Here is a 24,487-nt window from a genome sequence, read left to right on the forward strand (position 1 = left end):
CTCAACTGAATGTCGCACCTCTTCCGGCGGGCCACCAATAGCGGGAAGTGCCAAATGCTTTGCTCCGGGTGAAGAGTTTCAGCTTGAGTTCGGCTATGTCGTATGGCCCCCTCATGGTGAGTTCTTTCCATCGCTTCGAATTACGCCAGTAGCCGCCGTGATAGTGCTCTTCCCCATATTCGTCATAGCGCGTGGTTTCTTCTACCCAAGTGTGATGATCCGAGAATTCACAGTTCCAGAAGCACCCTTCAAACGGATCATACATCCAGAAGCCTTTGCCCATGTTGAAACCGCTAATCCAGTTTTCGAAAGGCCGGGCTGAGTATTGCTCAATCTTCCAGCGATCCTTTCCATCCGGGAAGGCTTTGTCTTTGGCGTTCTTGCTCAGAAACCCAATCCAGAGCTGCGCAATTCCAGCCGAAGCGTATGACCGCGCCCGGGTTTCGATGTTGTCCAAGTCAATGGCGGAGTGCTGCAATTTGATAGCGATAGCCTGTCCCGTGTCAGGGTGCCACGTCATTACATCCGCGCGCCGATCCCCTGTTAGCGTCTCCACCACGAATTCAACCTCAGCATGCAGCCCGCGCTCTGTGAGAGCGTCCGCTACCAGCGCCTTGGAGTGCCTGTGCGCGTGGGTCTCACCCTTGCCCCATGAACAGTCGACCGGTGGCTTGTGGGCGAAGTGTGCAATTACCTTGCGCCCACGCTTCAAAACCACTTCGGCATTGCAGCCGGGGCAGCGGTGCTCTTCACCCCGTATGGCATTTCTTGCGTCCACCCTGACGCCATTATTGGAGGCTACTAACATCTTAAATTGCGCCCCTTGTCTCAAAACTTTCATCCGGGCTGACGATGTTACCTTCGCTTTTTTTGCCTGCAACGAACTTCGGCGATACGGGCTGTAACTGCAGCATTCCAATTTGGAGCCAGAGGTCGGCTATGGGCCGCCTTACCCGCACGGTTTAAAGTAGGCTTAGTTAGGATGGGACGAAGACTCTTTGATCCGCATGATAGGGCCGCCTTAGCTAGAACTCTCCAAGATCATGTCCTTCCAAAGGGCTGTCGGTCAAGATCACCGCAATGTCTCCGATCGTGCAACCGGTCTCATGGATCGATGGATTTCCTTCCCATGTTAGACCATCAACCTGAAACTGGCACTCGGATGTGTCGAGAAGGTCGGCTAAAAGCGTATCCATTGACTCCGAGCCCAAGGTCCAAGACAGCGGGAAACCAAATGCCTCAACATCTAGGTTTTGTAGGATAACGGTCTTGTCGTTGGCGGAGAGCCCATGAGGCTGTAGCCAAGAGCCATGTATCTGAAACAATAGGTCGTTTCTTTCAATCGCAGCTCTGGATGACCTTGTGCTCAAAAGAGCGGTTATCGGATCGAAAAAAGACTGATTTTGACTTTGCGAGTAAAGTCTTTGTATCGCTGTCGGGTCAGGCTCATCCCAGTGGTCTGGCTCAGCATATATCACTAAGTGGTAAATGCTCACTGGAACGACACCGGCATCCCAAATTTCTTTTGAACAAGGTCTTTCTGTCCTAGAAATGCATTCAAACGCCGCCAAGTAGGAGGCTGTCTCCAGCCTGAGGTCCCTGCCACCCCAGTCAGGGTTGTTGCCGGCGGTCGAGACCGTCGCGTCCGATGATTGGGCCCCCCGGTCCAACAAAATATAGTTACAGAAGGCTTCAGACTCATCCTTGCAGTTGTAGTCCAAGCCGTGGTTCCAACTGCTATTCAAATCTGAAAGCAGCTGCCTTGTCACACCTATTCCACTGTTATCGAAGTAACCACCGTCCACATATACGTTGTACCGAGTCCCGTCAAAGCCTGCGTCTTCAGATGAAAGTGGCTCAGCAAGCAATCCTGACGGCGTCAAGAATGGAAACCTAGCCGACAGGCTAGAACCGCTCGCAAAACTAAGGTTCGCCGGTACAGACCCATTGTTGGGGCGAAACGCATCGTTGCGTGATGACCCAGTGGTTAATCCTCTGGTAGTCGAAAATGGCGATACAGTCTCGACTCTGCCGCTTGCCAGATTTGTTGTGTTGATCAGAATTACAGGACTATTGCCATCTGGTCTCCAATACTCACCTACACCAGAACCCAATTCCGCAAAGTCAAGCTCGGCGGTGAAGGTGGTTTCGAGAACCTCAGAACTATCGTTCAAATCAAAGACGTATCGGGTAAAGAAGTTGGGAATGTTACCAAACAGGAACGAACCCAAAATGGGTGAAAGAAAGTCCTCTGCGAACTTTTGCGATCGCTCTGAAGACTTAAGGTTACAACTCTCGATTCTAGTGGTTTGGCCGTAACTGCTCTGATCAGCTACATAAGCAGCCGAGCCGACCGAACCGCCAGAAACTGAGCTTATCGAAAAAACATGCTGGCGAAAGTTTGGGCAAGTCTCAGAAAAAATGTCTAACGCTGCATAGGCGTGCGCCGCCGCATAAATTCCTCCCCCTTCGACAGATACAAGGAATACTGGGTAGGGCAGACCGGTCTCTGCGTAGGCTGCAAGATCAGGTCGTGCCATCAGCCACGCAACGAAAGCACAGTTTATGTCCGACCTATACTCACACTCTCTAAAATTTTCATCGGGCCCAAACCAAACTTCCGCGGGTTCAGCGTCTGGCAGCGTTCGAACGTAACTCTCTGAGGGTGCCACTATAACTATGACTAGGATCGCTGTAATAGTTCCTAAAAGTGCTGCAGGTCGGAGAAACCAAATATACGTAAAAACGGCAAAGACCGTTCCTACGAAGATTGCGGCTAGAGCTGGAGCGCCCAAGAAACGAGGAACATCGACTTCAGAGATACCAACCAGTATGACGAGCAACACGTAAGTCCCAAGCCAAGCCATGGCGTTAACGCAAAGAGCCGTTTTGATATCAGAGGATGCCCGAACGGCAAGGTATGCGGTAAGTAGGCTTCCGGCTATCGCTAGGATGAAGAAGCTTACATGAAGCAGATAGTTAAAGCCTGAGGTGCGCGAGAAATAGACCTGCATTGGCTGCAGCAACATCAAGCACAGAAAACAAACTGGAAAAACAAAGATGACTAGCTTCCGGTCAAGGTGAATTCTCATTTCAATAGTCCACAGTAATTCTCAGAATTAACGAAGCGAGTATGTGAGCGAGCCTAAAATTTGCAAAGTGTAAAATGTCCGTCTGTCTGGTCCCGAAGAGTTCATAGTTGGCAGTCCTTACAACCTACCAACTATCCAATCAGCGGATCACTCGAACAAGGCCGGATGCTCCTTTCCAAAGTCCGCTTTGAAAAGCCGCAAAGCAGCATCGTCGACCCATGATGCACGGCAGCATTGGGCTGCGATACGCACCAGACGATTCCCCGTTCAGCCTAGACCGCTGATCCTAGAAGTCCGTCAGAGGTTGGTCTAAAGGTTCTTCATGTTATTCAAGGACTTTGACCAGAAAGACTGGACGACGCGACTTTCAAGTGCTCTCAACAACCTTGAACGGGCACAGCGACCTTTCTTGGACTGGTACTTCAGCGCAAGCGGCTACACACGGATCATTCGAAACGGCCGTGACGAGACACCGTATCCCAGCGATGCCATCCAGAAACTGTACAATGACACTTTGTTCGAGGTTCGTTACAAGAACACTGATCATTTCAAGAAGTTGAAGGCTGCAATTGACCCGGTTCGTGGGGTTCTTCGAGATCATCCCACAATTTCGCGCGCGTTGGGCAACAACCTGGGTCGAGACGAGTTTCAGGTCGGTATTTTGAACCGCACGTCAATGACGACCCTGAGCCAATTGATTGTCGGGCTAATGGAGGCACAGGAAGCGGGATCAAAGGAGCCCTTCATGGATCCAGCCCGCGATCTGAATGCACTTCTGAAACTGCCAATCGAGCAGGACGATAACAGTCAGAAAAACTCACTAAATGAGGCGCTAGATGTCGCCGTGTATCACGGGATCTGCATTAAAAGCGAAGTCGAACTTGGAGAGGGGTACGCGCTTATACCCTGCAAACAGCTGTCTGCACACATTGAACTCGAATGGCTCAAGGACGTGGCTGCGCAACAGGTCAGTTGGCGGCGTCTGGAGCCCGTGTTTGGGATTGCTCGAAGGTTTCCGTGGAGACCAAGGTTTGGAGATTTGCACAATCCCCCAAACACACAAACACTGAACCTTCCCCCACTTTTTGATCGTTGGGCGGACGAGTTGGCCAATCTACTTTCAGTGGATCTGAGCCGTCGCATCTCATGGTTAGCTACTTTTGAAGGATGCATTCCACGCCGCGCTAGTGGCCTACTCGGCTCACATCATGACTCTGCCCAGACCCGTAGCGGCCGTTCAATCAGCCACTTGTTCTCAGCGTTTGAAAAGACCCCGGCAGTTGACGCGGCGCAGATCGAAGTAATCAAAGACCTCTTCGCGCGCAGGCGAGAAACCGAGTATCCAGACATGGCTCCGATCATTCATAGACTTGCCGAAGCCCATCGGCGTGATGGGCGGTTCTCCTCAGAGGACAAGGTATTGGACTTGGCAATTGTGTTTGAGCGCTTGTTCAAACTTCGGGGGCGATCGCTAAGTCGAGAATTGGAGAATGCGGCAGCCGACCTCCTAGCAGCAGACGATGAAAACAAGATAGTTATCAAGGAGCAGGTGAGGCACTTCTACAAGGTTCGTTCCTCCATCATACACGGCCCGCGTGATGACAAACGCAGACGCCTGATCAGTCAGGCAGGAAGGGCCTGGAAGGATGGAGAACAGATAGCTCGTGCAGCGCTTTTAAAACGCATCCAGTGAGCAAACGGCTCGCACACTCAGCCAACATTGGGCAGATCGGTTATGGAAGACAGCCAACGCTCGCTCCGCGAAAGCTACGCTCCAGTCGATACCTATCTGATCTACATCCCTTCTGCGCTAATCCTAGAATGTCGGGAATCGCTAGCTAAAGTTCTGGCGGTTCGCAGTAACTCGATGACAGGTGATGAAGGTCAGCTACTACATATAGTGCTACATCCTTTATTGGTTCGCGTCCGGGCTGATCATGCGATGAACAATCCGAAGAGATTCAATGGGTTGGTAGCGAGTATTCCGCCAGAAAAAAGATGCGCTATTTTGGCCCTGCCAGACATAGCGTAAATTATTGTTTTTATTATTAACTTATGCTGTCTTTGTTGAGCTGGGAACCCAATTCAGAAAGTTCTTGCGCAACGAATCATCTCCATGCAATCAAGAATTCAGGTGTGTAGCTGAACGGCATTTCTTGGGGAGTATTTGACCTTGTTGGTACTAAATATAGACCGCCATAAGCAGATCATTGAGCGCTTACATGAGCGCGGTGTCTCTCTCGGAATGATCAGCCGTACACTGAAGAAGTCGAAGTCCCACGTCACGGCAACCTGCCAAGGACGGACCAAAAGCGCATTGGTCGAGAACGAGATCGCCAGGCAATTGGATTGCGAGCCAAGCGACCTGTGGCCAGAGCGCTATCAGACCACACGGGAGGGCCGGTCATGAGTTAGGCCCAAACGAAAAGAACTCAAAGGCGGCAACCTTTGAGTTCTTCAAATATTCGGGGCATCGAGGATACCCTTTTCTCTATTCCTTCATCCCCGTTTTTGCAGACGCAGTCAAGTGTTTGGCTGCCCTTTTGGGCTGCCGAAACGCCTGACGAAGACATTGGGGATGAGAATGAGCACGCAACTCAATCCGACATTACATCGTGACGGACATAGCCTGTCGCTGACAGGTACAATCAAACCGAGCGGTCGCATACTAGCGCTTACCGTACCGCTCTATGACCGCGAAACTCTACAGTCTTACGTCTCACGCCTGACCAGACGAAACGGACTGGAATATACGCAGGACCTTTGCCGGTTCTTCGATATGAGATTGATTTCGCTAGTGAATGGTGATCCAGCATCCATTGATGCGCTTTCAGACCTTTGTGGTGTCGATGCAAAACGGCTAGGCAAATTTGCCGTCAGATTGGACAGTCATCATATCTACCGTGTGAATGGCCAAGTCCTTTCGTCAGAAATTGCAAAGCGCTATGATCAAAGGCTGTGCCCTGCGTGCATTGCGGCAGATCTCAGCAATGGCAAACACAGAGCATACGGTCGTGCTGAATGGCAGCTTTTGAGTTTTCGTGTCTGTCCTATCCATAAGCTCAATCTCATCACGCTGCCGCGGGCAGCGTACCCCCGATCGCCGTATGATTTTGCAGGTAGGTTGTTCGACCACAGAGTTTGGTGCGACCCGAAATCACAATTTGAGGCGAATGAAGGCGCTTGCCTCGAGATTGAAAACTACATCATTCAGCGCTTGGAAGGCGCGGTTTCCAACCGTTGGATTGATCAACTCGATTTGGATGTCGCGCTAAAGTTCCTTCGGGCCGCAGGTGCGGTTCTTGAGCATGGCTCAGAGGCCCGTCTCTCCAAGCTTAGCGATGATGAGCTAAGGATATGCGAAGAGGTTGCCTTTGATGCAGCAGGCAGGTCTGCGAGAGATCTCTATGACTTACTTGAAGAGATCGCGCTCAGATCAGAAACGGGCCGGCGAAACTTCCATAAGGACTTCGGCGCGATTTCTGCCTGGCTGTCGAGGGTGGATCACCGCAGTCCGAGGCTGGCCGTATTGCTGGACACTTTGTCAGCCTTTGCCTTTGCACATTACCCAATTCCTGTCGACAAGGCAGTGTTTGGGCGCAAGCGCACTACGCGGAAGATCCATCGACTGTCTAGCGCGGCGCGCGAGTTCAGTGTGGATGGCCCTCGGCTAAAGAGGTTTCTGCGAGCCAGTGACTTGCCCCAGGGCTCAATCGGTAAAGGGATGGTTTTTCCGATAGACCGCTATGGCACTGAAATTCAACGGTTCGCGGAGTGCCTTTCGGCAAAGGAGGCGGCCGCAAAACTTGGGATCGGCTACGACGCCTTCAAGCGCCTGCACCGGTCAAAAAAGCTACGGCCACAGTTTGAACTTCCTGGGATTGCACAGTGTTATCACCCCTCCGACATCCTCGAACTTCTGAATCAAACCAAACGCCACGCGAAGATAGTTTCTGGCATCCCCAGCAACTTTGAAGACTTACTGGCGCTCTGTATTCGCACCAAATGCCCGATCGAAGAACTGCAAGCATTGGTGGCTAGCGGCAAGATCCAATCGCTTTGTAGTGATGCATCGGACAGAGGATTCCGAAGCATATTTGCAGATCCCGAAGAGGTCTGGGACGCGCTCCCGTTTGATCCGTGGACCGGTATCACGAAGACGGAACTTAAAGCTCTTCTACGGATCAACGACAGCACCGTGAAATTTCTCGTCGAAGAGGGATTTCTTGAAATGAAAACCATCAAGCGAAGTCGCCATAGGCGCGCTATTGGGATGGTCGGAATTGGCTCGCTGAAACAGTTTGTACAGGGTCATGTCACCCTCGGCCTGATCGCAGCTGATGAAGGTGTCCAAGGCCAAGCAATTTACGCCAAGCTTAAGGGATTAGACCTAATCCCTTTCACTCAAAGCCCAAAGTACAGCCTCATCTACTATCGCTCAGACATCGCTGATTGTGGCTTCAGGGTCAGATCAGGAAATCAACAATTCGAAGCGATGATGACGCGGCTCGACAACGAGCTCCGGACCGTCTCTCGGCCACAAATGTTGACGCAGCCCTACCTTTCGGGGGAGCGCCGATGATTGATGAAAATACAATCGATCATGATACCTGGGCATACGGTCTACCTAAGACCAGATCAGCTGGTAAGATCGAACTGGGGCCCATTCATGGCGTGTTGCCATTTACGGGCGTCCGGAATCCAATCTCCGTCAGTAATACCTCTCAAAAGGTCATGCTTCCCTACAAGACTGAGGCAAACAACTGGATCCCAAGAGTTGGCGCTGCGGAGAGTGCCTCTGAGGCAGCAGTAGCCGAAGAAGCGTTGATTTCACCTGACATTTACGATGTCGAGTTTCAGCCGGTTGAGTTCGCGTACCAGTATCCTGCTGGTCGGAAACGCAAGCATACGATTGACCTGCGTCTGACTTTCAGGAACGGCCTAAGGCGGTTTGTATTCGTGAGGAACCGCACCAGCTTGCGGAAGCCTGAAACTCAGGAAGAGATCGAAGCAATTTGGTTGGCGACGCCTCCATCCGAGGCACATGAATTTGCGGTCGTAGAGGCGGACGCCTATTCAAGACCGCGCCGGGAAAACCTACGCCGCATGCACCGGGCCGTTTGCTTCGAACCGGACCCGATTGCAGATCAAATTGTCACGGACGCTTTGTGGGGCATTTCTGCACTCTGGCGCATGTCCGACATCAGCAAGGTTGTCGACCTGTCGAGAGCCCGAATCTTCGATGCTTGTTTGAGATTGCTCGCTAACGGGCAGTTACGCGCAAATCTGGACAACGTGATTTGTCACCATTCCAGAGTTTGGAAGGCTTCAGTATGAAGAAACCAAACTACACGATTGAAGACCGTACGCAGCTCATTCTTGCTGGACAGACGAGGAGTATTGAGCGCCGCAGCGATGGAGCATACGACGTCTTCAACGAAACGGCAGGGACACACTGCATCTGGAACATCAACGAAGTTCTGAGCTTCTTAAAGATGCCGGGCGTAGCAGCAGCGCAGCTTATTCAGTCTGTCTCTGGTGCCGCAACCGCGCTTCGAGCTGGACAGCGACTTTATAAAGACACGTTGTCGCCTGCTTGTCGTGACCAGATTGATTTTCGCAAAGCACTTATCCTGGGAGTCGATGCCGTCGAAGCTGAAGGCGTCGCCATTTATCAAGCTGCGTTGGACAAGAAAGAGGTAGTGCTTCGCGTTATCAAATTTGCTGAGAAGATCTACACAACCCGTCCAATCGTCTGGCTGCAAACTGAACAGTCAAAGGTAAGAGGAGGATCACGCCGAGACGCCAACTTCGTGCCTGGTGGCCGCACAATTTGGAAGTACCGCGAGCGCTATTACGACCATGATTGCGACGAATTGGTACTGGCGGACAAAGATCACCTAAAGGGTAATCGGTCAAACCATGGTGTCAGCCCGCGCATGTGGGAGGTCATTCGACAGGCTGTCGACGAAATTTACATGGATAAGAAAGGTGCATCCCCAGCTGCGGCACATGCCTACTTGGAAACGCTCTTCATGGATGAAAACGAACGACGTCAGCAAATTGGTCTGGCATCGTTCAAGATGGTATCACAGCAAACTGTACGTCGGGAGATCAAGAAAATAAATCCAACTGCCCGCGCTGTTGCCCGCGATGGGAAGCGAGCCGCACAAAACGACCATTTGCGGGGCTTGACTGAAACACATGCTCTAAAGTTTGGCGAACAGATTGAGCTCGACGAATGTCGTCTCTCATTGATGACAGTGTGCAAAGAGAAGGGCTGGTGGGAGAAATTTTCAAAAGAAGAGAAACTCGTAGTCGAAGAGATTGAGAAGATCCTGACGACCCGGCTTTGGCTCATCGTTGCATTCGATGTTGCTACCCGCTTGCCCCTCGGGTGGACCTTAACCGACAACCCCGGTCACGAGGCGACGCTAGACGTTCTGCGAATGGCCACAAGAGACAAGACGAAAGAGAAAGTTTTGTACGGCTGCGAGTCTGATCCTGCGCCTGCTGTGGGTCTCCTCGCTGTTAAGACGGATAATGGAGCAGGCCTGCGAAACGGACCGGTAAAGATGGCGACGATGGGGATCTTAGCTCAATCAGTCGACTGTCGATCTCATCATTCTGGAGACCGACCTTACATCGAACGCTTCTTCGGTTCTAACGAAAGCCAGGTCTTCAACCTCATTCATGGATATACGGGCCGGAAAGCGGGTCATTTGAAGGGCTATGATCCGATAAAGAACGCCGTATTTGACGCGGATGAGCTTTTTGGGATCATAACCCGCTACTTCGTAGACGAATACCCTTTCCGGCGACATGGCGGTTCAACGATGCGCGGTATGCGTCCGATTGAAGCCTACAACTATGCCAATGACAATTATGGGTGCGTGGCGGCAATCCCCGAGATGACACGTCGGATTCATTTGGGGTGGCGCTCCGAAGCAAGGGTCACTCATGAGGGCGTGAGGGTCTTTGGTCTTCCTTACTCGTCCGAAGCGATACAGGTCATAGCGGAAAGCAAGAATCGGAAGGTCACCGTCTTCTCAGATCCCGATTGCGTTAACGAAGTGACCGTTTTGCAGAAGGGAAATGACACGCCAGTACTTGGTGAGCTGACCTGGACGATGATGAGTGACCTGACGGTGGCAGAGGCTCTAGAGTTTCAAGCCTATGCTTGTTCCGAACCGACCGATGACGCAGCTGACTACGAGACGCGCCTTTTGAAAGCTCGCAAGAGGCGCCACGACGAAGTGAAAAGGAAGGGGCTCGAAGAGAAGCTGCCGAGAAGCTTCATGACGATCGCCGAAGCGGAGACCAAGGCTCAAACGATCATTCAGGTTCGAAATGCCAGGCATGAACCACTGTCTGGTACAGCATCACCTGGTGAGGTTTCCGCGCTGTCTCCCACAGGTGGCGTATTCAAGGTTGGATCTGGGTTCGATGGGCCAATCGACTTTGATAAAGATGAACCACCCGCGACGTCGGAGGCCACCGAGAAGAGGCACTTTGGCCGCCCTAAATCTGAAGGCAACCTCAAGTGAAGTTCGTCGATGATGAAAGGGCTGCGATCCTAAAGAAACTCGCTTCGGTTCACTATGAGTTCCCGAGAACCCGTCGCTTGGAGCGAGTGTTTACACATATTGTGACCGATTATCTAGCGCGGGCAGGCATTCGGGAGCAAGGTGGAAAGAGATTTGAGGCGTTCGCACTACTGCTGATTGGGCCTTCTCGGGTCGGAAAAACGGCTGACCTCGAACAACTGAGCAGAGAGTTCAACTCGGCTCAAATCGTGCTGCCCGATGGCAGAACCGCAAAGATGATCAAGGTGACTCTAAGCGGCCTCGTGACTTGGAAAATGCTCGGTTCGAGCACGCTGACCGAACTTGGTTTTCCAATCCAGGTTCCGCAAAACGCAAATCAAGATGTGATCTGGAACCTAGTTGCAAAACATGCCCAAGAACACGGCGTGGTGTGTATTCACTACGATGAGTGCCAACATATCTTCAAAGACAAGTCCGCCGAGGCCCAGAACATTCTCATCGATAGTTTCAAGTCTCTGCTCAAGAAGCCCAGTTGGCCGCTTATGTTGATCTTCTCCGGCGTAGAGGAGCTTCGAGAATTCATCATGAGGGAAGAGCAGCTTCGGTTTCTGGTCAAGACCGTTACTTATGATGAGATCGACCCGAGCAGCGAAGAAGACTTGCTAGAGCTCAACAGACTCTGCTTCGCTTATGCCGACCGAGTCGAAGTGGACTTTATCGACCTGAGCAACTCGGACTTCTTCCGCAGGTTGGCCTTTGCGTGCTCCAACCGTTGGGGTTTGGTCATCAATCTTCTCTTTGACGCCTTGGTCAAAGCTGTCTCTGCAAAGGAGGCCTCCATAACGTCTGCCCACTTTTGTCGTGCGTTCACCGAAGCACAGGAGCTAAACCCCCGAACTTCTCCGTTCTCGATCAACGAGTATGAAAAGTACTTCGACAGCGAGGCAATACTGTCCGCTTGGCTAAGCAAGTGAGTATCTGAAAATAATATCAACGGTTGAAAGTGAGCCCTGGCGGAGACCTTATAAAGGTTCAGCTCTATCAGCGAAGCTTTCTATTATCTGCATAATCAATGCGAAGAGATTTAACCTCATCGGATATTGAGCGCATCTTATAAAAAAGTGTTAAATCCACGTGTGCATGGTATAATGATGCACTACTAATCGGACGACGCACGGATCTGGGAGTAACCCTGCTGTATTGTGTAGATGGTATGAGGTGGACCATAGCTACTAGAAAATCCAAAAATCTGATTGCTCGGATCAATTAAAATTCTACGAGGATCTCCGAACGTATCAAAGTTATCGATAGTTTGCCCAGACGTTGCTTGAAGCACACTCATTTGTCCAGAGTTGCTCCGAAGTACATAGATTTCTTCACCGTCTGAGGAACCCGTGGTGTGGGACAGCTTATCCACGCGTCCTTGACCAGTCAGAAATTCACGTCTCCAAGTCGTCGAACAGGTAGCGACTTCGCGGCGTTCCACCGTCCAATAGTCTGTGCCAATGATATAGGTCCCCGGGGGAGATAAGACAAATCTCTTCTGCCGGAGAAACGAATCAATCGCGCCTGAATAAAATCCTTCTAATCCAGAAATTCTCTCTCTGGCCGGACTACTTATCGGCACTTTCCCGGGCCTAAGATGTGAGATCCGCGGTTGAGAACTTGCATTGAAATTACATGACGATGCCCCGGAACGGGCCTCAATCCGACTAGTATTTTTCGAGTGGTAGAATAAATAGATATCCTGCTCAGGTAGCGCATCTAGCATAAAGCCGTCAAAAAACTCCAGCGCTACAAAGTTGGAGCGCCTCTGAATATAGGAGGTTCCTGGGGTCGAGCATTCAAAATCGTCATTCGAGTAATGATAGACAAATAAGTCCTGCCGAATCTTGGACAAGGATACTCCGCAGTCTGATGGGAGACTTACAATATGTTCTAGAGAACTCGAATCGTATCCAAATCTATAAATGCCGGGTACGCCTTCTGCATTTCTAGCGAGAAGCCAAAAATACCCATCTAGAAAATCACCATCCTCTGGCGTAATCGCAGTTGAATACTCAACGATTGAATTGGTAAGCAATGGATCGACCGCTTCCAAATCAAACAGCACAAACGCGCCGTTGTCTTCTCGCACGAAGTACCGATCATTGATCAAAACATCAAAAATTCGGCTGGTTGCAAGTATACCTTCAGCTTCTGACCAGAGCTCAATGGTTTCTTCTCGCCCAGAATTCTCAAATCTCGTAACGTTCGAGATGCCTCTATCGAAAATATGAACGTTCCCCTCCAAAAGAAAAACAAATCGGCGCGTTTTCGGAACGTACTTGAGAAATGCAATATCAGCTCCCGTCTCGTCGAGAAGCAAACTGTCGATTTCTTGAAGTTCTTTGGTATAGACCCTTAGAGATGGGCTAGTACTTGCTTCGTCTACCGTCAATAATAAGCCTTCACTAAAGGATGCGCTCTCTACACCTGTTATACGCCTTTGTCTGAAGCCAAGCCTTGGGAGCAATGAATATAGCTGGGTGTTAGCTTCGCTGAATATCCTGTGAAACTTTCCCGGCGCGACTTGAGTATACTGAGCGAGGTTTGAGAGTTCGACTCGGTCGCCCTCCTCAAAAGGTGGGTTTAAGAAATTTGCCTCATTCGGCAATTCATCATTTCTAACTCGAACCCCAAAGCTATTGTCTTCGCTGAACCCAAGGACAGCATTGAAATCTGTTGGGGCAGTTAATCGCAACGTCGGCTGCCCCAAATCAACATCCCATAGTTCTGTATATCCAAGCTCATCAACCAACAGCGCCAACTTACAATCTGAGCTGAGAAATGTGGAATATGGAACGCCTCTAAATGAGAACGCGCGCTGAATCTTGTTTTTTTGTGTATCAAATATAATGGTATTACCATTTTCAAAGCTAAGTAAGGCAGTGTAGCAGCTTGGTATATGGTGAAAGTCCCTGCGTTGTGCGACGGCCGACATAGTTCTAGATCTACCGCCTTCTTCGTCCTCGACGGCACGACCAATGGCGGATATCAACTCTCTGGATTGATCTGCGGAATAGCTATTGATGCTTAGAAAGGCATCTTGAACGAGGTGGTAAGGTAGTAACCGTAACTCTTCGAGATCCAGTTGATGAACGGAGGCATCGTTGGGATCAAGAAGCGAAAATTGCTTACCATTCGAAAGGATAATCTTGCCAACTGCCGGAGCATATTCAAAATAAGATAGGTTCTCAGGTATATTCTCGGTATCTAACGCACTGAGGCTTACTTTGCTGATTGACGGTGGTTCGCTGTTGAGGATAGCGAGCTGATTGAGATCCTGTGTTAGAACGAAGGTTCTTCTTGAGAGCTCGTCGGTTGTTGCCCCAAACGCTCCCTCAAAATCTTCGTCCAGTGTAAAGAAAAAATCGGTTCCAACTATATGTGCCTCGAGGCGGGTAAACCTTCGTGTATCAAAAGTTTTGACAACGCCATTTGATACTTCAAGCTCCGCTAAGGTCAGCAAGTTGACTGATATAAGATGCTGAGTTGAAGGTGAAAAATAGAATCTACCGTCATTGATTTCACGAGGAACGTTTGCCTCATCTATGGAGTTCTCTGAGCGGTGCCTTGTCAGATTTATTGTAGCAATCAGATCGAAGTCATCTGGAAGCGCTTCAAGGGCTTCAACCGCAGCATCGACTTTCGCTCCGGCAAGAGAGAAATCTTGTGTAGATATCGCGAGCTCTGCTTGCTCCAAAAGGGTAGAAATGTAGTTTCTTTGAGCCTCAAGCTCAGCCGCTTCAGAATCTATTCTCGCTGCCATCTCGGCCTCTGCAGATGCGGCTGCTAATTCCGTTGCCACTTTCTCTGCATCTAGAGCTGTCTCTGCGGCAACGCGCTGTCTCTCTGCGTCGCGGCCTGCAAGGATACTTTGATTCCAAAAGTATCCAGCGCCAATGGTTGCCAGGATGAGCACAGCAGCGAGGGCCATCAGTCCACGGTTCTTGGCTTTTAGCCTAGCAAGCTGCTCCAAGTCGGCATGTCGTTGAGCGTCGTCATCTTGTTTCTTCTTCTCCGTGGACATTGAGACGAAAACGTCGAGGTCTTTGCTGAGATCGCTTGGCAGCGCTTTGGCGAGCAAGTCTTCAGCATCCAAGAGAGGCTTTCCTGCGGATATCAAAAACTCGGGGTTTTTGTCGTTCTCGACCCATGCTTTTGCATCAGCTTCGAGCTTGTTTCTGAGGCGGAAGAAGTCTTTGCGGTCTGCAATCCAGCCTGAGAGGGTTTTCCAGTCGTCTAGGAGGGCTTCATGCGCGACTTCAGCGACGATCTCAGCCTCAGTGACGTCGTCCGTTGCCGAACTCAGAACGATCAGACGCGCGTCCGTCTCTGCGAGCTGCCGCAGCAGCTTTCTGGCAGGTTCGTCGAAGTCGGCAAAGGGTAGACGCCGTGACGTGATGCCATTTTCGGATACGTTGGCAAGGCGCGGCAGAACGCGTTTCGCCAGGCCTTGTTCCTCTTTCGACAACTTTCGGAACACATCATCGGCGTGGGCTTCGATTGCGCCCTTGAGACCGTCCATATTGTCATACGTTGCAGTCGTCAGGCTATTCGCTTCTTTGTCGCGCATCTCCCAGAGCTGGCGCAGGACAAACTGGAGATAGGGAAGCGCGCCGTTGTCTTTCCCCAGATCCGCTATTAATCTGGATGTCAGTTCCGGTGGCACTCTTAATCCAGCGACCTCAGCGGGCTTCTCTATCGCCGCCCTGCGGCCGGTTTCACTTAGAGGGCGGAGGATGAGGACAGCGGGTTCCAATACATCGTAAAACTCCGTGCTCTTGCTCACGAGATCATTCATAAAATCGATGCGCATTGTCAGAAGTACCTTGGCAAGACCACGCTCAGCCACGTCCATCAGCTCCCGAACGAGAATGTCCCGATCGTCGTCGTTCTCACGCGTGTAGAGTTCTTCCCACTGATCAACGAAGATCAGGACGCGATGCTGCTTGCCATCAGCCGCAGATGCCCGGCGGCTGATGATGTCTTCGATGTATCTCCGCAGACGCCCGGGCGTTTCGCGCAGATCAGCAACAGTGGCATCAATCTCATCAAACTGGCCTTTGCGGGTCTCCGCTTCCGCCAGCACACCGGACATGGATCGGGCGAGACCATAGAGCGGCTCCTGGCCGGGCTTGAAGGCGAAGATGTCCCAAGCTTCCATCTCGCGTTCTGCAAGAACAGGGATCAAACCTGCATGGACAAGAGAAGACTTGCCCGCACCGGATGCCGCGATCACTCCGCAGATGTCATGATCTCTCAGCTTGGCTTCCAGCTCAGCGGCATCGTCCGCCCGACCGGCAAAGTACTTGGCCTCAGAAGTTCGGAAGGTCTCCAGACCGGGGTATGGGCAACGGGATGGGTCGATGGTCTCCCGGACCGTGACCTTGTCACCTGCATAGGTGACGTACTGATAGACCGTGACATTAGCATACTCGGCTGCGTTGATTGCCAGAGAGCCTCTGCCCGTCGCAACAGCCTTCTGCTCGTTCGAGCTCGTATCGTCACGGTTGGCCAAAGAACTCAGTCTTTCGCCGTGTTGCTAATGCTGATGCTGACGTGAGCATTCTCTTCGGCATTCACAGCCGGCGCGCCCTCGGCCGCAATGGCGGTCATAACTTTCCCAACGCGAGGCATTTCCTCTGCTCCAGCAGAAGCATCTTCCTCTGGTCCGACAAGATCCTCGGCCGACAATTCTTCCCCAAGCAGCTCTCCGAGCCGCTGAGCAATCGCAGCTAGTTTCTGGGTTGTGACATTCTCACCCTTCTCAGCATTCAACAACTGCTTTGCTGCAAAGCCGTAAGGTTGATGGCCATCTCCTTGGTCGCCAGAGACCCCCGTCTTGTTGAGCTGCGGATGCTTAACTAGCGCTCTCCTCACCAACTCCTGAACAAGCTCACCATTCGTTACCGGCACCTCAAATCCCCCAAATCAAATGACTTCAGACAAGCCTAATCAGGCTGTCGATTCGACGCAATTCTAACGCGAACACGCTTTTCCAGCAGCACTGCAGACACCGTTCGGCGCCGATCGCGCCGATCCTTGCCGTTCAAATTTTATCACATGATTATAGAGCTCTAGACGTGCTCATCGGCACCGATCGGCGGCCTAAAGCGCCGATCTCAACACTCCCAACCTCGGCATCGGAACCAACAAATGGAGCTTCCGATGACACACGTTTTCAACGGCCGTACCGCAGTCAACATGGTTGCCGTTGCAGCCATATCCTTTACCACTTCCGGCTGCGTTTCTGGCGATATCGCTACTCGCATCGAACAGCCTGCGCATGTAGTCACCACTAGCGTTGCGACCGAAGATCCCTACGTCAGCCTTTATGCAAAGAAAGGTGCGAAGTACAAAACGGTTGTTGAATGGTCATACTACAACGCTCCAATCGTGGAGAATGGCCAACTTCGCGGGAACTCACGCATCTGGGGTGATGCAACCCAAGCCACTCAGCGCGCCAGCATCAATGCCATTCGTGCGGCGGCCAAGCGGGCATATATGACAGCAGACCAGGAAGCCATGGTGCTTGCAATCGCCTACGTCGAATCCGGTTTTAACCCCGACGCAGCAGCAGGTACTACCAGCGCACAGGGCTTGGGGCAGTTCATCCGCAAGACTGGTGAGGCATATGGTTTGACTAATGCCAACCGTTGGGACGTGCAAGAGCAGGCGCGCGCACTGGTGGAGCACACACTAGACAACTACGCCGCCGCAAAGCGTGCTGGTCTTGGTGACGAGTATGTCTACGCACGCCACCACGATGGCAGCTTCACCAACAATTACGGTGGCGTTGATCTAGCAAGATCCCGTGTGCTTCCAATGCTTCCGAAGATAGAAAAAGCGCTCGCCGCGGCACAGTAAGGTAAAGCGCGGGCCGGTCATTGCGCCGGCCCGCACTCCGGAAATTCTATGTTACCCCATTGTAAATGAATGAATTTTTCTCGTGTCAGAATGCTCTAAATCTTTCTCGCCGTATCGCGATCAATTTCTAAATTGAGCTCTACAGGTCGAAAAACTGCAAGGTTATCGGTTACGCTTGTAAGCTTATCAGAAAACCAAGAAATTCGGTTCATTTTTCTTAATTTTTTCCGCCAGTTACAAGTGATCCATCTTTGAGATAGGACCGAAGTTGCACTCTTATGAGGAACTGACATTTGTGACGACCCGTGATGTTTGACCATTCGGGTCATGTTTTTCGTCATTCTGGTTACTCGCCAAGTTGAGAGCGAATTTACATGGTCATGAGGTCGGCGAATTCGTTTCAACCATCTGACAGTAAAGGAGCAGTTGTTTTTTCTACCAAGAGGAAGTGTCAGTTTAGGGATATCTAAATGCTGTCCTTAGGAATACAGACTTTCAATACATTGCCACTTGGCTCGTTGCTGATGGGACAAAGCAGCACTTTGTTGCACGGATCATGACGTTTTGATCCCTGGAATGAGCCTACTTATGGAGCTTTCGCAATCGAGATCAACGAATTCGAGCGATGCCAGGTATCTATCCTCCTAGCGTCCTTGACGTGGCAATCTAAGCTCGGCCCGAAGGCCGCCCTCAGCGCGATTGACAAGGCGTAGCGTCCCACCATGGCTTTCAGCGACAGCGCGCGCGATTGCTAGACCGAGACCAGATCCGCCTGTCTCGGCGCTCCGGGACGCCTCTCCTCTCACAAAGGGCTCCGTGATATCGGTGAGATGCGCCTTGGATATGCCGGGTCCCTGGTCCTCCACAGCGATCACGGCCTCTCCGCCTTCGGCAGTCAAGGACACAGTCGCAGTCCCGGCATAGCGTATTGCATTGTCGATCAGATTGCCGACAGCACGCGTGACAGCGACGGGACGAATATCGACATCGAGGGCGGTGGTCTGCCCCAACGTCGCACCGCGCTCCTTTGCGATCCGGCTGAGGAAGCTAGCGAGATCGGAGCGCCGTGTCGGCTCGGCGTCGCTCGTGTCTCTTGCGTAGGTGACAAGGCCGTCGGCCATCACCTCCATGGACCCGAGGGTGGCGAGCATGGCCTTAGCCTCGGCGGCTGCTTCGCCCTTCTCGTTTTCGGCCAGCATCTCGGCCCGAATGCGCAAAGACGTAATCGGCGTTCGCAAATCATGTCCGACGGCCGCCATCGTTCGCATCCTCTCGGACTCGAAACGAGCTACGCGGCTTTGCATATCGTTGAAAGCGATCGCTGCCTCTCTCACTTCCCGGGGACCTCGCTCGGGGACGCGCGCGGACCGGTCGCCTCTGCCAGCAGCCTGTGCCGCGTCGGCAAGCGTTCCGAGGGGGCGGGTCATCCGCCTTGTAATAAGAAGCGTGGCTCCAAGGACGCCAAGCAGCGAGAGGCCAAGAGCGACCACGAAGTCCTGCTGGCGGCGCTGCGAGACGCGGCTGCCAAACGGAGAGGACACGAGGTTCAACCAGTTTCCCGAGCGTCCTCCAGGATCGGACAGGGCGATGGACACTATCACTGTCTCGACATCTCGCGCGCTGTGACCACTTTTCCGAGGTCGAACGCTCGCCCGGATCGTACGACCGGGCAGCGCGTTCTCCAGAGCCGCTCGTAGGCTGTTGGACCGGCGATCGCTCGAGGTCGAGGCGAGTCTCGGCAGGTCCTGCACCCTCAGCCGGGTCCGCCGGGTCGAGGCTAGACGGGCGATGTCATCGCGCTGATTTCGTGCGACCGCCTCCAGCGCAGGGACAAGCGAGGCGGCCCGTTCCACCTCGCGCTCGGCGCGGGCCTGCCGGTCAAGCCTGTCCCGCTCCAGCGAGAGCAGGGCCAAGGCCACAAAGTTCGCGGCGACCAGTATAGCCGCCAGCAGCAGGGCGAGACGCGCTCCGATCCCGTCCGGCCATATCCGCCTCAGCATTCAGCGTCCACGTCGGTCGCGAGGGCATAGCCGCCGCCCCATTCGGTAACCAGCAGACGCGGATTCGCGCGGTCATCCTCCAGCTTTCGGCGCAGACGTACCACAGCGTTGTCGATGGTCCGATCATAGATCTTCGCTTCTCGCCCCTGCGTGAGATCCAGGAGACGCTCGCGCGAAAGGATCGCGCGAGGATTATCGAGAAAGACGCGAAGAAGCCGCGCCTCGCCAGAGGTCAGCGTCGCGGTTCGTCCGTCCTGATGTGCGAGCATGCGTGAAGCTGGATCAAACGACCAGCCCGCGAAGCGCCGCGTCTCCAGCGCGATTTGGGAGCTAACCGGCTGTGTCCGACGCAGAACAGCGCGGATGCGTGCAAGCAGCTCCCGCGGTGAGAACGGCTTTACGACGTAGTCATCGGCGCCGAGTTCCAGCCCCAGCACGCGGTCGGCTTCCTCGGCCATGGCCGTGAGCAGGACGACCGGCGGGCCGCCCCGGTCGACCAGCCAGCGCGTCAAGGACAGCCCATCTTCGCCCGGCATCATCACGTCCACCACTGCTAGGTTGACAGCCCGTTCCTCAATCGCCTGCCGCGCTACTGCAGCGTTTGCCGCTAGGCTCGTGCGATGGCCATGTCCGCGGAGGTAACGGCCGAGCGGCTCGCGAATCTCGCGGGCATCGTCGACGACGAGAATATGAGGCTCTGTATTAGTCACAGGGACAATCTACCGGCCTGCGCAGGGCCATGTGCAGATTTTTTTGTCGCGAAATGTATCAGGCCATAGGTCTAGCGACAAACAGCGACAACGCCCTGCTCGGCAGGGCCCTCGATGCATGGCAAGCCGGTTTCAGATCCGGCGGACCGGCTGCGACGACCACGGGCCGATCCGCCTCAGATAGGAGACATCTATGCGAACCCTCACCCAATATATCCTAATCGCAACTACACTCGTAGCCGGACGCGCAACGCTCGCTGTCGCGCAAGGGCTGCCCGGTCCTGACGCCTCAACCCAGGGAAGCCCCGCCCCAGAACTGAATAGAGCACCTGCAGACGCGCGGTCGGCGCCCGCGCAGGCACGCGGCCAACGTTCCGGCGACGTCAGAGCTGGGCGCCGCGGTCGAAAGCAAGGTGGCGGTCTGGTTGGCGTGTTTGGCCCTGGCGACCTTCGTACGCTCTTTGCCGAACTCGATGCGGACGGAAGCGAGACTGTCTCGCAGGAGGAAATCGACGCCTTCCTCGCTGCCCAGATCACAAGCGCCGATGCGAACGGCGACGGCAATCTCTCTCTGGCAGAGTTCGAGCCGATCTACGTCGCCCGCATCGAGGAACGGATCGTCGATCGGTTCCAGCACCTTGATGCCGATGGCTCCGGCGCGATCACCGCAGAAGAGATCGACGCCCGCTTCGGCGATGCGGTCGTCCGCCTTGACCGAGATGGCGACGACGCTTTGACGCTTCAGGACCGTCCTTCACGACGGGACCGCGACTGACCTGCTCTCAGCTTTGACAAGGAAGGATAGCCTATGCGCCTCGTTTCCATTGCCCTTTGTCTGCCAGCCTTGTGTCCGGCCATCTCATGGGCTGAGACGTTTCAGGCGGACATCTGGGCCGATAACTGGTTCGACATGCGCATAGACGGCCTCTCGGTTGCCGAGGATAGCGTGCCAATCACCACTGAACGATCCTTCAATGCGGAGAGCTTCGCCTTCGCGGCGGAGCGTCCCTTTACCATCGGCCTCGTTGCCCGCGACTTTATCGAGAACGATACTGGACTCGAATACATCGGCACGCGCCGCCAGCAGATCAGCGATGGAGGAGTCATCCTTCAGATCATCGATGCTGCCGGTCGCCCCGTTGCCCTATCCGGCGCGGATTGGCTGTGCCGCGTCATTCACGCCGCCCCACTCGATCCAGCCTGCGCGGCAGAGGCCAACCCTGTCGCGGGGGAAGGGGCGTGCGGCTTCGACATCGCAGAAGAGCCGGACGGATGGGATCTGCCCGCCTTCGATGCCTCCGCCTGGCCCGAGGCCACGATCCACTCTCCAGCCGCAGTCGACCCAAAGGATGGCTACGACCGGATCTCATGGTCCCCCAACGCCCAGTTTATCTGGGGCCCGGACCTACAGCGGGATAATACGATCCTCTGCCGCCTCACCGTCGAATGAGGCCGCCTCACGAGACCAAAGCCCCACCGGATGAAGGAGCACCGCAATGATCAATCGCTACCTCCTGATCGCGATCCTCGGTGGCCTCGCTTTTTCCAATGCGGCGCAGGCCCATGGCGACCATTGCGAGGCGATTGCCGCCTCCGTCGCTGACGCCGGATTTGACGACAGCGTCACTGTCACCTGCACCGACGCGCACGCCGTCCTTCGATCGGACACGTATCCCGACCACGAGATGATGACCGGCATCACCGGCACGAACGAGCAGGTGCCTGTCCCCGCCGATTACGCGGCTCCAATCCTGCTCGATCCGGTGCCGGGCATGATGCCGCTCACCCGCGACTCGGCCCTCGGCGTCGCCGTAAACGGGGTGCCCATCTTCGACTACACGGCAGGCGGAGAAATGAGCCAATCCGATCTCGCACACCACCAGGCGCATCATGACACCATCCAGACCGGCCAGCTCGATGTCTGCGGCGGCCATGCCGGGCGCGGCGACGACTATCACTACCACGCTGAGCCGACCTGCATGATCGCGCAGATGGAGAATTCCGGCCCTGGCGCAGTTATCGGCTGGGCCTTCGACGGCTATCCGATCTATGGGCGCTTGAACCCCGATGGCACTGCTATCCCCGAGGGCGCCCTCGATATCTGCAACGGCCAGCCAGACGAGACGTTCGGCTATCGCTACCACACGTCCGAGGATGCTCCTTACATCGTGCAATGCCTCATGGGCGAGGTAGCGGCCTTCGACACGCTGCCCCGTGTGCGGGTTCTGACGGCGGTGGACGGCGGTAGCGTATCCCTAGGACGGCCTCCAAGCGGCGGCGTCGAAGGCCTCGCCTTTACCGAAAGTCCTGACGGCCAGCGAAGCATGGACTACAGCTACGAGGGCGAAGACTACTACATCCGCTACGCTCCCTCCGAAACGCCCGGCTGCTACGACGTCACGACGCGCACCGTCACGAATGCTGGCGAGGTCGTAAGCGGCGAGTACTGCCGATGAAATGCGGACTTCGCCGAACGGACCGCGATCCGGGTCCACCAGGTATCAGGGCAGATCCTGATCCTCGTCATCGCCTCCGTCGGCGCCTCTTCTACCGGTGTGTTCTGCCCAGTGCTCCTGAACGCTCAACCCGCCACGCTCGTCGATTGGGACGGCATCCCACCGACCGCCCTGTCGCCGAGGATCGATTGATCGAAGTCGAGGCCGGTCCGGTAGAGATCGACATCGCAGAGCTCGAGCCAAGCGAAGTCGCTGTCATCGCGCGCCCGACCAACCGCCCGGCCTGCTCAAAGACTGGAATGATCCAATACGTCGCCGTCCATCGAAGGACCGGCGCACAGGGTCCTGTCGGCATGGCAAATGACCGCGCGGGTACCGTGCAGGACCCCGCTACCCGGTGGTCAGGCTCGTCTGCACCCACGAATGGCTCGCGACCTGTGAAGCTAGCCTAATGGGCGACCGTTTCCATACGCTTCAGCGACGACCTCTGAATGAAGAAGGCCAGGGCGATCATCGCGGGCCATATACGCCGCTGCTGACCGAAATGACGGCCCGATGATCTTAGCATGACAACAGCCAGAAAACAGGAGACGAGGCCATGAACGAACAGACCCATCAAGACTTTGAACCCGTTCGATATTTATCCAATGACCCGGAGGTCAGCATGAAAACCCTTGGCGCCATGCTCGCTCTAACGCTTTTGACCAGCGGCGCGGCTCAGGCGCATGTGACGATCACCTTAGAGGGCGACCGGCGCTGTATTACATCCGACGGCGTGCCGGATCATGAAACCGGCCCTTGGCGCGCCTGGGCCACAGTGCAAGAACAGAACCATCAATTTTGCCTGGATGCGACACCAGAGCTGACTGGCACCGTCACCAGCAGAGTTCGTATCTCGGGCGTTACGGTGACCGGCATCCCCTTGCGCCCGGGCACTGCGGAATACTATGATCCGTCGTCCGAAAGGGGCTACTCGCGCGATCCCTCTTCGGGATGGAACGTCGAAGGGATCGGGGGGCTCGTCATGGACGCCCAGAATGCGCATGTAGACGGGGATGGGATGTATCACTACCACGGCATCCCTTTCGCAGTGACAGGCGCGCTTGACGGCACGCTCTTCGGCTATGCCGCGGACGGGTTCGAAATCCACTACGTGGGCGCTGAGGCACAATCATCGTGGCAACTGAAACCTGGGGAGCGTGCCTCCGGTCCGGGTGGCGCCCACGACGGCACCTATGTGCAGGACTACGAATTTGTCGCAGGCTCTGGCACTCTGGATGAATGCAACGGCGCCATGTTCAACGGTCAGTATGTCTATTTCGCAACCGACACCTATCCGTTCTTTCCACGCTGCTTCAAAGGAACCGTGTCGAGTGACTTCATCGGCGGACGCGGCGATCGACACCCCCGGGGGGCAGCCGACCTCCGATAGGTGACGACGGCTAAAGAATGGTGCTAGATGAAATACTGCGATCAACGCGGAGACTGACGCATTAGCCGACGCCCATGCAGAATCCGACATCAAACATCCAGCGCGTCCCTATGGGGTCCGTTCGGGGCCCTGACGCACTACCCCAAGCACCTCTAGAGCCTTTTGGGACGCCCCACCCCCCAGCTCCTCGATAACACAATCCGCCATCTTAATGTTGCGCCCGTAGTCCGCATTTGATCCACTCGCGACAACGGCGAATGCCGCCACCCTTTAGAGACCGAAGGCTCGAACTACGCTGCCATTCGACCCGCTGAACCGAAGACGCTATTTTGTACAGT

The 24,487-nt window shown here is 54.2% G+C and carries 18 protein-coding genes; 12 read left to right on the forward strand and 6 right to left on the reverse strand.

Annotated features, from left to right (window positions below; all coding sequences use genetic code 11):
• Window position 1: 1 nt before the first annotated feature.
• Window positions 2-841, reverse strand: coding sequence for a competence protein CoiA (locus AAD018_RS01715; RefSeq protein WP_412005161.1), 840 nt, complete (start codon window positions 839-841; stop codon window positions 2-4).
• 184 nt (window positions 842-1,025) lie between these two features.
• On the reverse strand, window positions 1,026-2,540 hold the full coding sequence (locus AAD018_RS01720; protein ID WP_412005163.1) for a hypothetical protein: 1,515 nt from the start codon (window positions 2,538-2,540) through the stop codon (window positions 1,026-1,028).
• Window positions 2,541-3,414: 874 nt separating this feature from the next.
• Between AAD018_RS01720 and AAD018_RS01725 the strand changes: the two genes are divergently transcribed.
• The 6 genes from AAD018_RS01725 to AAD018_RS01750 all read left to right on the forward strand — a co-directional run bounded on the left by AAD018_RS01725 (window position 3,415) and on the right by AAD018_RS01750 (window position 11,613).
• Window positions 3,415-4,785, forward strand: coding sequence for a hypothetical protein (locus AAD018_RS01725; protein WP_367313860.1), 1,371 nt, complete (start codon window positions 3,415-3,417; stop codon window positions 4,783-4,785).
• Window positions 4,786-5,268: 483 nt separating this feature from the next.
• The gene (locus AAD018_RS01730) at window positions 5,269-5,502 is read left to right on the forward strand and encodes a helix-turn-helix domain-containing protein (RefSeq protein ID WP_412005197.1); all 234 of its coding nucleotides are present in this window, start codon (window positions 5,269-5,271) and stop codon (window positions 5,500-5,502) included.
• Between the two features lie 168 nt (window positions 5,503-5,670).
• The gene (locus AAD018_RS01735; RefSeq protein ID WP_367313858.1) at window positions 5,671-7,674 is read left to right on the forward strand and encodes a TniQ family protein; all 2,004 of its coding nucleotides are present in this window, start codon (window positions 5,671-5,673) and stop codon (window positions 7,672-7,674) included.
• Window positions 7,671-8,429 (forward strand): hypothetical protein, encoded by a 759-nt coding sequence (locus tag AAD018_RS01740; RefSeq protein WP_367313856.1) that lies wholly within the window; start codon window positions 7,671-7,673, stop codon window positions 8,427-8,429. The genes AAD018_RS01735 and AAD018_RS01740 overlap by 4 nt, the downstream gene beginning before the upstream one ends.
• Entirely contained in the window at window positions 8,426-10,639 is a 2,214-nt protein-coding gene (locus AAD018_RS01745; protein ID WP_367313855.1) for a hypothetical protein, read from the forward strand. The genes AAD018_RS01740 and AAD018_RS01745 overlap by 4 nt, the downstream gene beginning before the upstream one ends.
• Complete coding sequence (locus tag AAD018_RS01750; RefSeq protein WP_367313854.1) at window positions 10,636-11,613, forward strand: AAA family ATPase; 978 nt, start codon at window positions 10,636-10,638, stop codon at window positions 11,611-11,613. The genes AAD018_RS01745 and AAD018_RS01750 overlap by 4 nt, the downstream gene beginning before the upstream one ends.
• A gap of 185 nt (window positions 11,614-11,798) precedes the next feature.
• Here AAD018_RS01750 and AAD018_RS01755 read toward each other — a convergent pair whose 3' ends face one another.
• Together AAD018_RS01755 and AAD018_RS01760 are read right to left on the reverse strand one after the other, a co-directional pair.
• Window positions 11,799-16,202 carry an nSTAND1 domain-containing NTPase gene (locus AAD018_RS01755; RefSeq protein WP_367313853.1) on the reverse strand — a complete coding sequence of 1,468 codons (4,404 nt, stop codon included), beginning with the start codon at window positions 16,200-16,202 and terminating at the stop codon, window positions 11,799-11,801.
• A gap of 5 nt (window positions 16,203-16,207) precedes the next feature.
• Window positions 16,208-16,600: a hypothetical protein gene (locus AAD018_RS01760; RefSeq protein WP_367313852.1), complete on the reverse strand. Its 393-nt coding sequence runs from the start codon at window positions 16,598-16,600 to the stop codon at window positions 16,208-16,210.
• Window positions 16,601-16,852: 252 nt separating this feature from the next.
• Between AAD018_RS01760 and AAD018_RS01765 the strand changes: the two genes are divergently transcribed.
• Complete coding sequence (locus tag AAD018_RS01765) at window positions 16,853-17,551, forward strand: lytic transglycosylase domain-containing protein (protein ID WP_367313851.1); 699 nt, start codon at window positions 16,853-16,855, stop codon at window positions 17,549-17,551.
• Window positions 17,552-18,195: 644 nt separating this feature from the next.
• Here AAD018_RS01765 and AAD018_RS01770 read toward each other — a convergent pair.
• Entirely contained in the window at window positions 18,196-19,551 is a 1,356-nt protein-coding gene (locus AAD018_RS01770) for an ATP-binding protein (RefSeq protein WP_367313850.1), read from the reverse strand.
• Complete coding sequence (locus tag AAD018_RS01775; RefSeq protein WP_367313849.1) at window positions 19,545-20,261, reverse strand: response regulator; 717 nt, start codon at window positions 20,259-20,261, stop codon at window positions 19,545-19,547. Before AAD018_RS01775 ends, AAD018_RS01770 begins: the two co-directional genes overlap by 7 nt.
• A gap of 193 nt (window positions 20,262-20,454) precedes the next feature.
• On the opposite strand from AAD018_RS01775, the gene AAD018_RS01780 reads away from it, so the two are divergent.
• From AAD018_RS01780 to AAD018_RS01800, 5 genes are all read left to right on the forward strand, one after another.
• Window positions 20,455-21,036 (forward strand): EF-hand domain-containing protein, encoded by a 582-nt coding sequence (locus tag AAD018_RS01780; RefSeq protein WP_367313848.1) that lies wholly within the window; start codon window positions 20,455-20,457, stop codon window positions 21,034-21,036.
• 33 nt (window positions 21,037-21,069) lie between these two features.
• Complete coding sequence (locus AAD018_RS01785) at window positions 21,070-21,711, forward strand: PEBP family protein (RefSeq protein ID WP_367313847.1); 642 nt, start codon at window positions 21,070-21,072, stop codon at window positions 21,709-21,711.
• 46 nt (window positions 21,712-21,757) lie between these two features.
• Window positions 21,758-22,717, forward strand: a complete 960-nt coding sequence (locus AAD018_RS01790) for a YHYH protein (protein WP_367313846.1) — start codon at window positions 21,758-21,760, stop codon at window positions 22,715-22,717.
• A gap of 146 nt (window positions 22,718-22,863) precedes the next feature.
• Complete coding sequence (locus AAD018_RS01795; protein ID WP_367313845.1) at window positions 22,864-23,169, forward strand: hypothetical protein; 306 nt, start codon at window positions 22,864-22,866, stop codon at window positions 23,167-23,169.
• A 212-nt stretch (window positions 23,170-23,381) separates the two neighbouring features.
• Complete coding sequence (locus tag AAD018_RS01800; RefSeq protein WP_367313844.1) at window positions 23,382-24,149, forward strand: YHYH protein; 768 nt, start codon at window positions 23,382-23,384, stop codon at window positions 24,147-24,149.
• The last annotated feature ends 338 nt before the right edge of the window (window positions 24,150-24,487 follow it).

This window comes from Aestuariibius insulae (assembly GCF_040783535.2).
Classification (GTDB): Bacteria; Pseudomonadota; Alphaproteobacteria; order Rhodobacterales; family Rhodobacteraceae; genus Aestuariibius; species Aestuariibius insulae.